At 63.2% G+C, this 14,696-nt stretch carries 11 protein-coding genes and 1 pseudogene; 5 read left to right on the plus strand and 7 right to left on the minus strand.

The features are described 5' to 3' along the window. Positions 1-122: 122 nt before the first annotated feature. From ACEOAC_RS10000 to ACEOAC_RS10015, 4 genes are all read right to left on the minus strand, one after another. Positions 123-1,535 carry an ATP-binding protein gene (locus tag ACEOAC_RS10000; RefSeq protein WP_413445010.1) on the minus strand — a complete coding sequence of 471 codons (1,413 nt, stop codon included), beginning with the start codon at positions 1,533-1,535 and terminating at the stop codon, positions 123-125. After that, entirely contained in the window at positions 1,522-2,208 is a 687-nt protein-coding gene (locus ACEOAC_RS10005; RefSeq protein WP_413628910.1) for a response regulator transcription factor, read from the minus strand. Before ACEOAC_RS10005 ends, ACEOAC_RS10000 begins: the two co-directional genes overlap by 14 nt. Before the next feature lie 19 nt (positions 2,209-2,227). Next, a complete protein-coding gene (locus ACEOAC_RS10010) occupies positions 2,228-3,019 on the minus strand; it encodes a MipA/OmpV family protein (RefSeq protein WP_413445285.1) in 792 nt (263 codons plus the stop codon). A gap of 106 nt (positions 3,020-3,125) precedes the next feature. Continuing rightward, a complete protein-coding gene (locus ACEOAC_RS10015; RefSeq protein WP_241812581.1) occupies positions 3,126-4,031 on the minus strand; it encodes a LysR family transcriptional regulator in 906 nt (301 codons plus the stop codon). 269 nt (positions 4,032-4,300) lie between these two features. On the opposite strand from ACEOAC_RS10015, the gene aceB reads away from it, so the two are divergent. Then, entirely contained in the window at positions 4,301-5,887 is a 1,587-nt protein-coding gene (aceB, locus tag ACEOAC_RS10020) for a malate synthase A (RefSeq protein ID WP_102664478.1), read from the plus strand. Between the two features lie 184 nt (positions 5,888-6,071). Here the strand turns inward: aceB and ACEOAC_RS10025 are convergent, their stop codons facing one another. From ACEOAC_RS10025 to ispD, 3 genes and pseudogenes are all read right to left on the minus strand, one after another. Further along, positions 6,072-6,278 carry a cold-shock protein gene (locus ACEOAC_RS10025; protein ID WP_006464465.1) on the minus strand — a complete coding sequence of 69 codons (207 nt, stop codon included), beginning with the start codon at positions 6,276-6,278 and terminating at the stop codon, positions 6,072-6,074. 304 nt (positions 6,279-6,582) lie between these two features. Further along, complete coding sequence (gene ispF / locus ACEOAC_RS10030) at positions 6,583-7,092, minus strand: 2-C-methyl-D-erythritol 2,4-cyclodiphosphate synthase (RefSeq protein WP_077238277.1); 510 nt, start codon at positions 7,090-7,092, stop codon at positions 6,583-6,585. Next, positions 7,089-7,822: pseudogene (gene ispD / locus ACEOAC_RS10035) on the minus strand (2-C-methyl-D-erythritol 4-phosphate cytidylyltransferase). Before ispD ends, ispF begins: the two are co-directional and overlap by 4 nt. Positions 7,823-8,042: 220 nt before the next feature. Here ispD and mfd point away from each other — a divergent pair. From mfd to ACEOAC_RS10055, 4 genes are all read left to right on the plus strand, one after another. Continuing rightward, positions 8,043-11,480 (plus strand): transcription-repair coupling factor, encoded by a 3,438-nt coding sequence (mfd, locus tag ACEOAC_RS10040; protein WP_413444969.1) that lies wholly within the window; start codon positions 8,043-8,045, stop codon positions 11,478-11,480. Between the two features lie 66 nt (positions 11,481-11,546). Then, on the plus strand, positions 11,547-12,413 hold the full coding sequence (gene serB, locus ACEOAC_RS10045) for a phosphoserine phosphatase SerB (RefSeq protein ID WP_413444970.1): 867 nt from the start codon (positions 11,547-11,549) through the stop codon (positions 12,411-12,413). 38 nt (positions 12,414-12,451) lie between these two features. Further along, a complete protein-coding gene (locus tag ACEOAC_RS10050; RefSeq protein WP_006464470.1) occupies positions 12,452-12,814 on the plus strand; it encodes a DUF4870 family protein in 363 nt (120 codons plus the stop codon). A 234-nt stretch (positions 12,815-13,048) separates the two neighbouring features. Beyond that, the gene (locus tag ACEOAC_RS10055; RefSeq protein ID WP_413444971.1) at positions 13,049-14,674 is read left to right on the plus strand and encodes a methyl-accepting chemotaxis protein; all 1,626 of its coding nucleotides are present in this window, start codon (positions 13,049-13,051) and stop codon (positions 14,672-14,674) included. Positions 14,675-14,696: the final 22 nt, after the last annotated feature.

Genomic DNA, 14,696 nt, shown 5'->3' on the forward strand with positions numbered 1-14,696 from the left:
CCTCAGTGCGGCCTGGTAGCACCACCACTGGCTTTCTCGGCTGATGCAGATGGTCAGCGTATTCCGGCTCAGCGAGGGCGAACCGTTGGTCCGACGCGACATTGACGTCACGCCGACCGGGCCTACGCTGCCGGGTTGAATCGCACTTCGAAGACGGCCCCGCGTGGGCCGTTGCCTGCCGTGATTTCCCAGCCATGCGCCTGGGCGATCTCGGCGCAGATGGATAACCCCAGCCCCGCTCCCTGGTCGCGTCGATGCGGCCCGCGCCAGAAGCGCTCGAACAGGTGGGGCAGGGCGTCCTCCGCAATGCCTGGTCCCTCGTCGCGCACCGACAGCCGTCGGGCATTGGCATGCAGCGTCACGGTCCCGCCCGGCGGGCTGTGATGCAGGGCATTCTCCAGCAGGTTCTTGCACAGCACCCCCAGCGCACCCGGATCAGCCAGGATCATGGACGGCGGCGCACTGTCGGCCGGCCCGATCACCACCTTCACCGCCATCTGCTGCGCCAGCCGCTCCAGCTGGCTGGCGGCCTGCGCCCAGGCAGCCTGCGGTGCGGTCTGCTGCATGCTGTAGTTGTGGCGCTCGCTGGCTTCGGCCAGGGTCAGCAGTTGCTGCACCTGGCGTGCCATGCGGTCGATATCCTGCAGCAGTATCTCGCCATCGGCGACGTCGCCCAGTTCGACCTGGCCGCGCATGAGGGTCAGTGGCGTCTTCAGTTCATGGGCCGCGGTGGCCAGGAAATCCCGCTGCTGGCGGTAGCCCTGTTCCAGCCGGTCCAGTGCCAGGTTCACCGAGTGGAACAGCGGCGTGATCTCGCGGGGCACGTCCTGCACCGACAGGCGCGCCGACAGATTGTCGATGTCGATGGTGGCCGCCGCATTGGCGGCCCGGCGCAAGGGCTTGAGCAGATGATGCAGGGTCACCGCCACGACGATGGAAAACAGCAGCGCGCAGACAATGGCGCCGATGATGATCATCCAGGTCAGGCGCTGCCCCTTGTCATCCTGGATGATGCGTAGCAGGCGCTCGCTGCGCATGACCTGGACGTAGTAGTTGCGGCCGCCATGTTCGAACTGCCGGGTGAGTACATGCAGGGTGCGACCATCGACACGCAGTTTCAGTCGCGCTGGCTCGGGTGTGAAGGGATTGCCCATCTCGGCATAGGGCTGGGTGATGCCATCCGAGGCCAGCAGAACGTGGCCCTGCTCATCCAGGATGCGATAGACGCTATCGGCCTTGAGGATTTCGTAGGCGGCGTCGTCCTTGTCGTTGATGGCGGTGCGGTAGGGGCGGTCGTTCTGGTCGAACTGCAGGCCCTTGATGACCTGGCTGGCATTGTTCTTCAGCGACAGGTCGGTCAGCAGGTCCGGCCCCCAGCGCAGCATCAGCGTGATGACACCGATGATCACGGCACCGGTAACCGCGAGCACCAGCGCGGTGACGAGCTGCAGGTGCAGGGCCAGGCTGCGATGGCAGCAAGCCCGGGAGGGAGCGACGGTGGCGCTGGCCAGGTCGGCGGTTTCAGGTGTCTTCATGGGGCAATTTCAGGGCGTAGCCCAATCCGCGCTGGTTGACGATCTGCACGACGGAATCGATCCCGGCCAACTTGCGCCGCAGGCGATGCAAGGCCACGTCCAGCGCATTGGGCGTGACCGGCTCGGCAATACCCCAGGCGGCAGCCTCCAGCGCGGTGCGGCGCGCCGTGGCGCCGGCTGCGCGCACCAGCACCAGCATCAGCTGCAGCTCGGCCGAGGACAGGGAAATTGACTCCGCTGCGCAGACCATGCGGCTTTCCATCGGATCGATGCGCAGGTCGCCGTGTTCCGGCGCCAGGCTCTGCTGCTGCGGTGCGCGTCGCATCAGGGCGCGCACGCGGGCCACCAGCTCTTCCATCGAGAAGGGTTTGGGGAGGTAATCGTCGGCGCCCGCTTCCAGCCCGTCGATACGGTCGTGCAGGGCGTCGCGCGCGGTCAGCATGAGGCAGGGGGTATCGATGCGGCGGGCGCGCAACTGGCGTACCAGTTGCAGGCCGTCGCCATCGGGCAGGTTGCGATCCAGCACCAGGGCCGGATAGCGGATCTGTGCCAGGCCGGTGGTGGCCTGAGACAGCGTGCCGTAGACATCGGTCTCGATGCCTGCCGTCGCCAGCGCCCGGCTGACCAGCGCGGCCATGCGTTCATGGTCTTCCAGCAGGGCGATGCGATTCATCATGAAGGAATGGACCCCGTCAGAAGTGGTAGAGATAACCGGCGCGCACCCCGGCAGCGCTGTTGCGATCGACCAGCGGGCTATCGGTGATGCCGCTGCCGAAGCGGGTCACGCGCAGATCCAGAAACAGCGACTGCGAGGATGTCATCTGCCAGTCGGTGCGCAGGCCACCCACCAGGTTGGCGGTCGAGCTGCCCTGGTAGAAGGCGCGACCGGCCCGGACCTCGTTGCTGCGTACGCCGAAGTAATAGTCCACATAGTCGCTGCTCATCCAGTTCACTCCCAGGTAGGGTACCAGCGTAAAGCGGCCGCTCTTGAAACGGTGCTCTGCGCGCAGCTTGACGGTCTGCCCATGGCTGTTGCCGGATGCATCGGCCAGCCATTCCAGGGACAGGTCGGCATACGGGTTGCGCCACAGGGCGGCACCGCCCAGCCAGAAACCACCCTTGCGCTTTTCCATGCCATTCAGGATGGGCGCATCGCTGCCTTCATAGCCTTCATCGGCATACTGCGCCCGCAGCGAGAAGCCGACCGGACCAACGGCGCCCAGCTTCAGGTCGGCCGTGGTGCCGAGCAAGCGGAACCGGGGGCCATTGTACATAAGCAGGGGCAGCGCCCGGGTGCGATTGCCGTAGCCGGCATAGGGACTGCGTTCTACGCCCACGCCGGCACCCAGCGCCCATTGGCTGGTGTTGGAGCTGCTGTCGGCAACGGGCTCGGTGGTAGCGGATTGCTGGCCATGGGCCAGGAGGGGCAACATCAGTAGCGCGGCGCAGGCCAGGGGCGTGCGTGGAGAGAAGCGGATCGACATGTGGACTCCAGGGGAGGGGAAAGACGTCAAGGGGGATGCGACGCCGGCATCATCCCGTGAGCTGTCTTACCGCATCCTTACCTGCGGCACATGTCAACAGTGATCATCAGGCCTGTTTCCAGTAATCCGGCTGGGCATATGCATGCCGCAGGAAATCCACGAAAGCGCGGATACGCAAGGGCAGGTGGCGTCGCTGTGCGAACACGGCGTAGATGGAGGGGGCCGGAGCGGCAAACTTGTCCAGCACCGTGACCAGTTCCCCGGCCTCGATGGCGGCGCCGACTTCCCACATCGAACGCCAGGCCAGTCCGCGACCGGCCAGCGCCCAGTTGTGTAACACCTCACCGTCATTGCAGACCATGTTGCCGCCGACCTTGTAGATGCTGACCTTGCCCGATTGCTTCAGGGTCCAGCCGCGCTGGCTGCCTTCGCTGCTCATGGCCAGGCAATTGTGACGCACCAGCTCATCGGGAGTCTGCGGCGTGCCATGGCGACGCAGGTAGGAGGGGGCAGCGACGATGACGCGGTGGTTTTCCGCCAGCTTCACGCTCACTAGGTTGGAGTCGGTCAGGGTGGCGATGCGGATGGCGACGTCTATTCCTTCACCGATGACGTCGGCAATGCGATCGTTCAGGTTCAGCGTGAGCGTGACGTCGCGGTGCTCGGCCAGGAAGGAGGGGACCAGAGGCGCCACGTGCTGGCGTCCAAATCCGGCCGGGGCCGAGATCAGCAATTGCCCGCTGGCGCGGGCGCTGCGTTCGGAGACGGCCGATTCGGCATCTTCCAGGTCGGCCAGGATGCGCTGGCAGTCTTCCAGGAAGGCGGCACCTTCATTGGTGAGGACGATCTTGCGGGTGGTCCGCTGCAGCAGTTTCACGCCCAGGCGCTCTTCCAGCGCGTCCAGCCGGCGACCTATCATGGCCGGGGCGATGCCCTCGGCGCGGGCGGCGGCCGAGAGGCTGCCACGGGTGGCGACCTCGGCAAAGGTCGAAATCTGCTTGAACTGGTCCATGCGGGTCCCTGGGAAGAGGCTGGAATCGGGGCAAAGCCGCGCCGGGAGTGGCACAGGCCGCATCATCACTACCTGCGGATTATCTGCTCACTTATGACTAAAACGCAAAGATAAAGTGATAAAAGCTTCCACTCATAAGCATTTTGTTTAAATATACTGCGTACATAAAGTGCGTGATGCGATGCAAAAAGCGACAGCGCATCAGGCACAATCATGAAAACAAGATAAACAAGCTCACCTAGTCCATTTTTCTTTTTGAGGAGTCCAGCATGACGCAATTGAAGCTGCCCACCGGCATGGAAATCTCCGGCGAGATCAAGCCGGGTTACGAAAACGTCCTGACCTTCGAGGCCCTGTCGCTGGTCGCCAAGCTCTCGCGAGCCTTCGAAGGCCGTCGCCAGGAACTGCTGGCCGCCCGCGCCGAGCGCGTCAAGCGCCTGGATGCCGGCGAGCGCCCCGACTTCCTGAAGGAAACCGAATCCATCCGCACCGGCGACTGGAAGATCGCGCCCATCCCCGAGGCCCTGAAGTGCCGTCGCGTGGAAATCACCGGTCCGGTGGAACGCAAGATGGTCATCAACGCCTTCAACTCGGGCGCCGACAGCTACATGACCGACTTCGAGGATTCCAACTCGCCGGTCTGGGATAACCAGATCAGCGGCCAGATCAACCTGTCCGACGCGATCCGTCGCACCATCTCGCTGGAATCCAACGGCAAGAGCTACAAGCTCAACGACAAGATCGCCACCCTGGTGGTGCGTCCGCGTGGCTGGCACCTGGATGAAAAGCACGTCACCCTGGATGGCAAGCGCATTTCCGGCGGCATCTTCGACTTCGCCCTGTTCCTGTTCCACAACGCCAAGGAGCAGCTGGCCCGTGGCGCCGGCCCGTACTTCTACCTGCCCAAGATGGAGTCGCATCTGGAGGCGCGTCTGTGGAACGACATCTTCGTCATGGCGCAGAACGAGATCGGTCTGCCGCAAGGCACCATCAAGGCCACCGTGCTGATCGAGACCATCACCGCCGCCTTCGAGATGGAAGAAATCCTCTATGAGCTGCGCGAGCACAGCGCCGGCCTGAACGCCGGTCGTTGGGACTACATCTTCTCCTGCATCAAGAAGTTCAAGAACGACAAGGACTTCTGCCTGGCCGATCGCGCCAAGGTCACCATGACGTCGCCCTTCATGCGCGCCTATGCATTGCTGCTGCTGAAGACCTGCCACAAGCGCGGCGCCCCGGCCATCGGCGGCATGAGCGCGCTGATCCCGATCAAGAACGATCCGGAAAAGAACGCCGTCGCCATGCAGGGCATCATCAACGACAAGCGTCGTGACGCCACCGACGGCTACGACGGCGGCTGGGTTGCGCACCCGGGCCTGGTCGAGGCATCGATGAAGGAATTCGTGGCCGTGCTGGGCGACAAGCCCAACCAGTTCGAAAAGCAGCGTCCTGATGTGGACGTGAAGGCGGCCGACCTGCTGAACTTCCAGCCGGAGACCCCGATCACCGAAGCCGGTCTGCGCTACAACATCAACGTCGGCATCCACTATCTGGGTGCCTGGCTGGCCGGCAACGGTTGCGTGCCCATCCACAATCTGATGGAAGATGCGGCCACCGCCGAGATCAGCCGTGCCCAGGTGTGGCAGTGGATCCGCAGCGCCAAGGGCAATCTGGAAGATGGGCGCAAGGTCACGGCCGACATGGTGCGCGCCATGATCCCGGAAGAGCTGGCCAAGGTGAAGCAGGTGGCTGGCGACGGTCCTACCTATGACCGTGCCGCCAAGATCTTCGAAGAGATGTCCACCTCCGAGACCTTCGCCGAGTTCCTGACGCTGCCGCTGTACGAAGAAATCTGATTCAGATTCGCTTCAGGCAGAATGAACATCCCCGCCACTCGCAAGAGTGGTGGGGATTTTTCATGGGCCGGGGTGCTGTCGAGGTAATGTGCAGCTCGTCCGTACGACATATCCCGGACAGATGCAAAAGCGACAGACGAAAAAAATCCCCGACGAGTCGGGGATTTTTTTTAGCTTGAAAAGCTTAAGCAGCCGGAACGATGTTCGAAGCTTGCTTGCCCTTCGGGCCGGTGGTCACTTCGAAGGAAACGCGTTGGTTTTCCTTCAGCGACTTGAAGCCATTCGATTGAATAGCCGAGAAGTGAGCGAACAGATCTTCGCCGCCTTCGTCCGGGGTGATGAAGCCAAAACCTTTTGCATCGTTGAACCACTTGACGGTACCAGTTGCCATTACGGACTCCTAAATTTAATTGATTGGGGCTTGCGCCCGGCTCTTTATCGTTACTCGGGAGGAATGACAGCGAAGAACCGCACTACCAGCTCGAATCCTAACGACGCGACGATTATACTCATTAAATCGAGAATGCAAGCCATTTTCGGCTCGAAAGTTCAATTAAAAGTTTTAATGGTTTTTTTCGGTGCTTTAGATTTCTCTACATGCTGGCAAATGGTGCAGGATGTCGCCCTGTATCCCTTGTCTGGTGCGGCTTTCCGGTTGTCGGACAATGTCTGACATTGTCCTGTCGGGCAGTTTCCTACAGCGCTTTTTCGGCGTTTTGGCGGTAGATCAGCACAACGGCATCCGTGGCAATCCCTTCTTCACGACCCAAAAAACCCATTTTTTCGTTGGTTTTCGCCTTGATGTTCACTTGCTGCTCAGAAATCCCCAGATCGGCCGCGACATTGACCACCATGGCCGGAATATGCGGTGCCATCTTGGGGGCTTGGGCGATGATGGTGGCATCCACGTTACCCACGACATAGCCAGCCGCTGCCAGGCGTTTGCCGGCTTCGCGCAGCAGCACGCGTGAGTCGGCGCCCTTGAATTGCGGGTCGGTATCGGGGAAGTGGCGACCGATGTCGCCCAGCGCGGCCGCGCCGAAGAGAGCGTCGGTGATGGCGTGCAGCAGGGCGTCAGCGTCGGAGTGGCCCAAGAGGCCCTTCTTGTGCGGGATGGTGACGCCGCCCAGGATCAGCGGGCGGCCTTCGACCAGGGCGTGACAGTCATAACCCTGGCCGATGCGGAAGGGGAAGGCAGTGCTCATGCGTGCGGACCTTTCAGGAAGAATTCGGCCAGCGCGGCGTCCTGCGCCAGCGTGACCTTGAGATTACGGGGGCTGCCTTCGACCAGGCGCGGGCGCAGGCCCAGCATTTCGATCGCGCTGGCGTCATCCGTGATGGCGGCCAGACGGTCCTGCTGGCGCGCCTGTTCCAGGGCGTGCTGCAGCAGGGCGTAGCGGAACATCTGCGGTGTCTGCGCCGCCCACAGGCCGGCGCGCGGCACGGTGTCCTGCGAGCGGGACTGGTCATCGCCGCGTTTGAGGGTATCCACCACCGGCAGTGCCAGCAGGCCGCCAACCTCATCATTGGCCAGCGCATCGAGCAGACGGTCGATCAGCACGCCGTCCAGGCCGGGGCGGGCGGCGTCGTGGACCAGCACCCAGTCGCCATCGGCGGCCTGGGCGCGGATGGCCTGCAAGCCATTGAAGACACTGTCCTGCCGCGTTGCGCCACCCACGCGCAGCACCGTGGTGTGCGGCAGCAGGGCGGGGGGAGCAGGGCGTCGATCCAGCCATCCTCCGGGCTGACCACCACGAAACTGTGGTCAATGCGCGGATGCGCGGCAAAGGTCTCCAATGCATGCAGCAGCATGGGCTTGCCGGCCAGTGTCATGTATTGCTTGGGAATTTGCGCGCCCATGCGGGCGCCCACGCCGGCGGCCGGGATCAGCGCGTAATGTTGCGAGGTAGCGGGGGAAGACGACGGAGCGTTCATGCGGGCCAGACCGGCCCCGCTCACGGCCCGCCTGGCGGCGGCCTGGGATGGGACCATCGTTTATAATGAGAGGCTGAATTCTAATGCCAATCCCTTGCAAACGGCCGGCATTTTGCGGCGCCGCACGCGCGGTGGCCGCTGCTGATGCACCTGTCCAATGAACCGAATGAGGCCGCACCAGGCCGAACCCAGTCGAGTTAAGCCGATCCCCCGATCCTGAATGTCCTTCGATCCGAAAAAATCCCTGCCCAAGACGGGTGTCCGTTTCCAGCCGCCGGCCGTACACGGTTCGGCCGATGCCTACCTGCTGGCCCAGGCCGCCCTGGCGCTCAAGGCCGAAGGCCGCATGCTGGCCGTGGTGGTGGCCGGGGCTACCGACGCCCAGCGCCTGCTTTCCGAAATCCCCTGGTTCCAGCCCAAGGAAGGGCAGCGCCTGCGCTGCCACCTGCTGCCGGACTGGGAAACGCTGCCCTACGACGCCTTCTCGCCGCACCAGGACCTGGTCTCAGAACGCCTGGCCACGCTCTATGAAGTGCAGTCCGGCCAGTGCGACCTGCTGATCGTGCCGGCCACCACGGCGCTGCTGCGCATGGCGCCGCCGCAGTTCCTGGCGGCCTATACCTTCTTCTTCAAGCAGGGGGAGAAACTCGACGAGGCCAAGCTCAAGTCCCAGCTCACCCTGGCCGGCTATACCCACGTCGGGCAGGTGATGTCGCCGGGCGAATATTCGGTGCGCGGCGGCCTGATCGACATCTTCCCCATGGGTTCGGTGCTGCCGTACCGGCTGGACCTGTTCGGCGACACCATCGAAACCATCCGCACCTTCGATGCTGACACCCAGCGCTCGCTCTATCCGGTACCGGAAGTGCGTCTGCTGCCGGGCCGCGAGTTCCCCATGGACGAGGCGGCGCGCCTGGCCTTCCGCAACCGTTGGCGCGAAGTGTTCGAGGGCGATCCCACGCGCTCGGCCATCTACAAGGATATCGGCAACGGCATCGCCTCGGCCGGCATCGAATATTACCTGCCGCTGTTCTTCGACGAGACGGCCACGCTGTTCCAGTACCTGCCCGCCAACGCCATGTTCGCCACCGTGGGCGACATCGAGCAGTCCATCAAGCGCTTCTGGAGCGATACCCGCTCGCGCTGGACCTTCCTCAATGCCGACCGTGAACGTCCGGTGCTGGAGCCCAAGGCCATCTATCTGGATGATGAAGATTTCTTCACCCTCCTGAAACCGCATGCCCGTTGGGTGCTCAAGACCGACGATGCCCCCTCGGCGATATCCGCGCCGCTGCCCAATATCGCCGTCAACCGCCGCGCTGATGATCCGCTGGTGAATCTGCGCAGCTTCTTGCTCAAGGGCGCCGAACGCGTGCTGATCTGTGCCGAGACCAATGGCCGGCGCGAAACCCTGCAGCAATACTTCGCCGAATACGACCTGCACCCGGTGCTGTGCGAGGACTGGGAGGCTTTCCTGGCCAGCGACGAACCGCTGATGCTGGGCGTAGCGCCCCTGCAGGCCGGCTTCATCACCGCCGACGGCCTGGCACTGCTGACCGAGACCGAACTGTATGCCGGCAGCGGCCGCCGCGTGGGCAGCCGCAAGCAGCAGGCCGCCACCGATGTCGAATACATGGTGCGCGACCTGTCGGAACTGAAGATCGGTGACCCGGTGGTCCACAGCAGTCACGGCATCGGCCGCTACATGGGCCTGGTCAGCATGGACCTGGGCGAGGGCGAGACCGAATTCCTGCATCTGGAATACGCCAAGGAGACCAAGCTCTACGTGCCGGTCTCGCAGTTGCACGTCATTTCGCGCTATTCCGGCGCCTCGCCGGAAGATGCGCCGCTGCATGCGCTGGGCTCCGGCCAGTGGGAAAAGGCCAAGCGCAAGGCCGCCCAGCAGGTGCGCGATACCGCCGCCGAATTGCTGAACCTGTACGCCCGCCGGGCGTTGCGGCAGGGTCATGCATTCCAGTATTCGGCGCATGACTATGAAGCCTTTGCCGACAGTTTCGGCTTCGAGGAAACGGCCGACCAGGCCGCCGCCATCAACGCCGTCATCAAGGACATGACCGGCGGCAAGCCCATGGATCGCCTGATCTGTGGCGACGTTGGCTTCGGCAAGACCGAGGTCGCCCTGCGGGCCGCCTTCGTGGCAGTGATGGGCGGCAAGCAGGTGGCCATCCTGGCGCCGACCACGCTGCTGGCCGAACAGCATGCGACCACCTTCGCCGACCGCTTCGCCAACTGGCCGGTCAAGATCGCCGAACTGTCGCGCTTCCGTACTGGCAAGGAAGTCACGCAAGCCATCAAGGGCCTGGCCGATGGCACCATCGACATCGTCATCGGCACCCACAAGCTGCTCTCGGATGAAGTGAAGTTCTCGCGCCTGGGCCTGGTCATCATCGACGAGGAACACCGCTTCGGCGTGCGCCAGAAGGAAACGCTCAAATCCCTGCGCGCCGAGGTCGATGTATTGACGCTCACCGCCACCCCCATCCCGCGTACGCTGGGCATGGCGCTGGAAGGGCTGCGTGATTTTTCGGTCATCGCCACGGCGCCGCAGAAGCGCCTGGCCATCAAGACCTTCGTGCGGGGCGAGAGCGAATCCACGATCCGCGAAGCCTGCCTGCGCGAATTGAAACGGGGCGGCCAGGTCTATTTCCTGCACAACGAAGTGGAGACCATCGCCAACCGCAAGGCGGCGCTGGAAGCCTTGCTGCCCGAAGCCCGCATCGCCGTGGCCCATGGCCAGATGCACGAGCGTGACCTGGAAAAGGTGATGCGCGACTTCGTGGCGCAGCGTTTCAACATCCTCTTGTGCACCACCATCATCGAAACCGGCATCGACGTGCCCACCGCCAACACCATCATCATGCACCGCGCCGACAAGTTCGGCCTGGCGCAGTTGCACCAGTTGCGCGGCCGGGTCGGCCGTTCGCACCACCAGGCGTATGCCTACCTGTTGGTGCAAGACGTGCAGGGGCTGACCAAGCAGGCGCAGCGGCGCCTGGAAGCGATCCAGCAGATGGAGGAACTGGGCAGCGGCTTCTACCTGGCCATGCACGACCTGGAAATCCGTGGTGCCGGGGAAGTGCTGGGCGACCACCAGTCGGGCGAGATCCACGAGATCGGTTTCCAGATGTATTCCGACATGTTGAACGAAGCCGTGCGCGCCCTGAAGGATGGTCGCGAGCCCGACCTGGCCGCGCCGCTCTCGACCACCACCGAGATCAACCTGCACGCGCCGGCCTTGCTGCCCAATGATTATTGCGGCGACGTGCACGAGCGTCTGTCGCTCTACAAGCGCTTCGCCAACTGCGAAAAGTCCGACGCCATCGACGCCCTGCAGGAAGAACTGATCGACCGCTTCGGCAAGCTGCCCGACCCGGCCAAGGCGCTGATCGAAACGCATCGCCTGCGCATCGCCGCCAAGCCGCTGGGGATCATCAAGATCGATGCCCATTCCGAGGCGGCCTTGCTGCAGTTCGTCCCCAATCCGCCGATCGATGCCATGCGCATCATCGAACTGGTGCAGAAGAACCGCCAGGTCAAGCTCAACGGCCCGGACAAGCTGCGCATCACCGCCAGCATGCCCGACCTGGCGGCGCGGGTGCAGCAGGTCAAGACCACCATGAAGGCGCTGACCGGCTGATCGGCTGAGCCCGGCTCACCAGCGCTTTTACAACGAATCACGCATCAACGACATCACCCCAAGAACATGAACCTGATCCTGCAAGCCCCCAAGCAACACGCTGTCTCTCCAGCCGACATTGACGCCATTGCCGCCCTGGCCGGTGGTGGCGCCGAACGCATGGCCCCCAGCCGCGTGGCCGACGCCGACGCCTGGCGCGTGGCCGGCGTGAGCCTGAGCGATACGCTCAAGGCCAGCATCGATGCCGCCTGCCTGACAGCCCGCCTGGACTACGCCTTCATCGAGGAAGGTCGCAAGCTGGCCGATTTCCGCCTGGTCGCCATGGACATGGATTCGACCCTCATCACCATCGAATGCATCGACGAGATCGCCGACATGCAGGGCCTGAAGCCCCAGGTCGCCGAGATCACCGAGGCCGCCATGCGCGGCGAGATCGAATTCAACGAAAGCCTGACCCGCCGCGTGGCGCTGTTGAAGGGCCTGGATGCCGGCGCCCTGCAACGCGTCTATGACGAGCGCCTGCAACTGTCGCCCGGGGCGGAAAACATGCTGAAGGCCGTGCAGGCGGCCGGCCTGAAGACCTTGCTGGTCTCAGGAGGCTTCACTTTCTTCACCGACCGCATGAAGCAACGCCTGGGCCTGGATTACACCCACGCCAATACCCTGGAAGTGGCCGACGGCAAGTTGACCGGCAAGGTGGTCGGCGGCATCGTCAATGCGGATGAAAAGCGTGCCACGGTCGAACGCATCTGCCGCGAGATCGGCGCCGAGCCGTCCCAGGCCATCGTCATGGGCGACGGCGCCAATGACCTGCGCATGATGGGCATCTCGGGCCTCTCGGTCGCCTTCCGTGCCAAGCCGGTGGTGCGCGCCCAGGCCAGCGTGGGCTTGAATTTCGTCGGGCTGGATGGCATCTTGAACTTGCTGGCCTGAATCCAGGACCAGCCAACCGACCCACTTCAGGAGACACGATGAACCAGGAACTGGTATTGGATTCGCAAACGCAGTCGGGCCGCGACCTGGTGTGGTGGCTTTATCTGGCCCATGCAGCCTGCCTGGTGTTTTCGTTGGGCATGCTGTCTTGCCTGCCGCTGATCGTCAATTACCTCAAGCGCGGCGATGTCCGCGATACCTTCCTTTATACCCATCATCGCTGGCAGATCCGCTCGTTCTGGTGGTACCTGTTCTGGCTCATCGCCGGTGGCGTGCTGTGGGCGACCGTGATCGGCATCCCGCTGGCGGTGCTGGTGTTCGCCCTGGCCTGGATATGGAAGGCCTACCGGCTCATCAAGGGTTTCCTTGATCTGCAGGACAACAAGCCCATGCCGGTGTGATCCGGCCGGCCGCTCCGGCTGATCTCATCACTGCCACGGCGCCCGCGATGGGCGCCGTTTTCATTGCAGTGAAGCAAAACTGTCGGCTGCAAGGGATAATAGTGATATTGAAACGTTTCAATGATAATCTCGAATTATTACTAGACAGCATGATGCGGTTTTCCTGCCTTTCGTCCGGCACTGGCCCGAGCGAGTAGGGAGGAAAGCCGTTTCCATCCAAAGGAAAGCCTGCGCATGAAGAACTGGACGATCAAGCAACGCATACTGGGTAGCTTTGGGCTCATCCTGCTGCTGATGGCCTTGATGGCGGGCATTTCCGCGGTCAATCTGGGCCGCATCGAGAAGAGTGCCACGGCGCTGCGCCAGGATTCGACCCCCGGCCTGTACTACAGCACCATGATCAATGCCGCCTGGTACGAAAACCTGCTGATGACCCAGCAGATCGCCCAGATCGATACCAGCGAGGCCGAACGCCAGGCCAATCTGGCCCTCTTGCGCCGCAACGGCGAGCGGCTGGACCGTCTGCAGGAAGACTACGAAAAGACCATCTTCGCCGACGGCGATCGCAAGCTCTTCGAGCAATTCAAGGAAACCCGCCAGAAATACCGCGCCCTCGTCACCGAGGTGCTGAAGATGGACTTCAGCCAGCGTCCGTCCATCGACAAGCTGTTCAACGAGCAGATCCGTCCGCAGTGGCGCTTGGGTTATCAGTTCACCCAGCGCATGGTGGAAGTGAACAAGGGTATCGCCGATGACGCCGCCAGCCGCATCAACGATGCGGTCACCTCGGCCCAGTTCGCCATGCTCACTTCGCTCATGGCGGCCTTGCTGGTGGCGCTGGTATGCGGCTTCTTCCTGATGCGCGCCATCAATGAGCCCTTGCAGAAACTCATGCGCATCCTCGACGTGATGCGCTCGGGTGACTTTTCAAGCCGTGTGGCGCTGGATCGCAAGGATGAGTTCGGCGTCTTGGGGAGTGGCTTCGACCGCATGACCGATGAACTGACGGCACTGGTCTCGCAGGCCCAGAAATCCTCGGCGCGGGTGGCCACCTCGGTCACCGAGATCGCCGCCACCGCCCGCCAGCAACAGGCCACGGCCGCCGAGACGGCTGCCACCACCACCGAGATCGGCGCCACCTCGCGTGAAATCTACGCCACCTCGCGCGACCTGGTGCGCACCATGAACGAAGTCTCGGTGGTATCGGACCAGACCTCGTCGCTGGCCGGCAATGGCCAGGCCGGCCTGACCCGCATGGAAGACACCATGCAGAACGTGATGGACGCGGCCGGTTCGGTCAGCGCCAAGCTGGCCATCCTCAACGAAAAGGCGGGCAACATCAATCAGGTCGTCACCACCATCACCAAAGTGGCAGACCAGACCAACCTGCTGTCGCTGAACGCCGCCATCGAAGCCGAGAAGGCCGGCGAACACGGACGCGGTTTCTCGGTCGTGGCCACTGAAATCCGCCGCCTGGCCGACCAGACTGCCGTGGCGACCTACGACATCGAAGTCATGGTCAAGGAAATCCAGTCCGCCGTGGCGGCCGGTGTGATGGGCATGGACAAGTTCTCCGACCAGGTGCGACGCGGTATGCAGGACGTGCAGACCGCCGGTAGCCAGTTGTCGCAGATCATCGCCCAGGTGCAGGCGCTGGCGCCGCGCTTCCAGACCGTCAATGAAGGCATGCAGGCCCAGGCCAACAGCGCCGAGCAGATCAACCAGGCCCTGGTGCAATTGTCCGAGGCGGCGCAGCAGACCGTGGAGTCGCTGCAGCAGTCGGGCCAGGCCATCGAGGAACTGAACGTGGTCTCCAACGAATTGCGCAATGGGGTCTCGCGCTTCAAGGTGATGGACTGAGCCGCAAGGCGGATCGCCTGAC

Source organism: Herbaspirillum frisingense, assembly GCF_047325095.1.
Taxonomy (GTDB): Bacteria; Pseudomonadota; Gammaproteobacteria; order Burkholderiales; family Burkholderiaceae_D; genus Herbaspirillum; species Herbaspirillum frisingense.

What these genes read in the sequence shown, in the direction of transcription:
- ACEOAC_RS10000 (WP_413445010.1), bottom strand. Translation starts at nt 1,535, where the DNA reads ATGAAGACACCTGAAACCGCCGACCTGGCCAGCGCCACCGTCGCTCCC.
- ACEOAC_RS10005 (WP_413628910.1), bottom strand. Translation starts at nt 2,208, where the DNA reads ATGAATCGCATCGCCCTGCTGGAAGACCATGAACGCATGGCCGCGCTG.
- ACEOAC_RS10010 (WP_413445285.1), bottom strand. Translation starts at nt 3,019, where the DNA reads ATGTCGATCCGCTTCTCTCCACGCACGCCCCTGGCCTGCGCCGCGCTA.
- ACEOAC_RS10015 (WP_241812581.1), bottom strand. Translation starts at nt 4,031, where the DNA reads ATGGACCAGTTCAAGCAGATTTCGACCTTTGCCGAGGTCGCCACCCGT.
- aceB (WP_102664478.1), top strand. Translation starts at nt 4,301, where the DNA reads ATGACGCAATTGAAGCTGCCCACCGGCATGGAAATCTCCGGCGAGATC.
- ACEOAC_RS10025 (WP_006464465.1), bottom strand. Translation starts at nt 6,278, where the DNA reads ATGGCAACTGGTACCGTCAAGTGGTTCAACGATGCAAAAGGTTTTGGC.
- ispF (WP_077238277.1), bottom strand. Translation starts at nt 7,092, where the DNA reads ATGAGCACTGCCTTCCCCTTCCGCATCGGCCAGGGTTATGACTGTCAC.
- mfd (WP_413444969.1), top strand. Translation starts at nt 8,043, where the DNA reads ATGTCCTTCGATCCGAAAAAATCCCTGCCCAAGACGGGTGTCCGTTTC.
- serB (WP_413444970.1), top strand. Translation starts at nt 11,547, where the DNA reads ATGAACCTGATCCTGCAAGCCCCCAAGCAACACGCTGTCTCTCCAGCC.
- ACEOAC_RS10050 (WP_006464470.1), top strand. Translation starts at nt 12,452, where the DNA reads ATGAACCAGGAACTGGTATTGGATTCGCAAACGCAGTCGGGCCGCGAC.
- ACEOAC_RS10055 (WP_413444971.1), top strand. Translation starts at nt 13,049, where the DNA reads ATGAAGAACTGGACGATCAAGCAACGCATACTGGGTAGCTTTGGGCTC.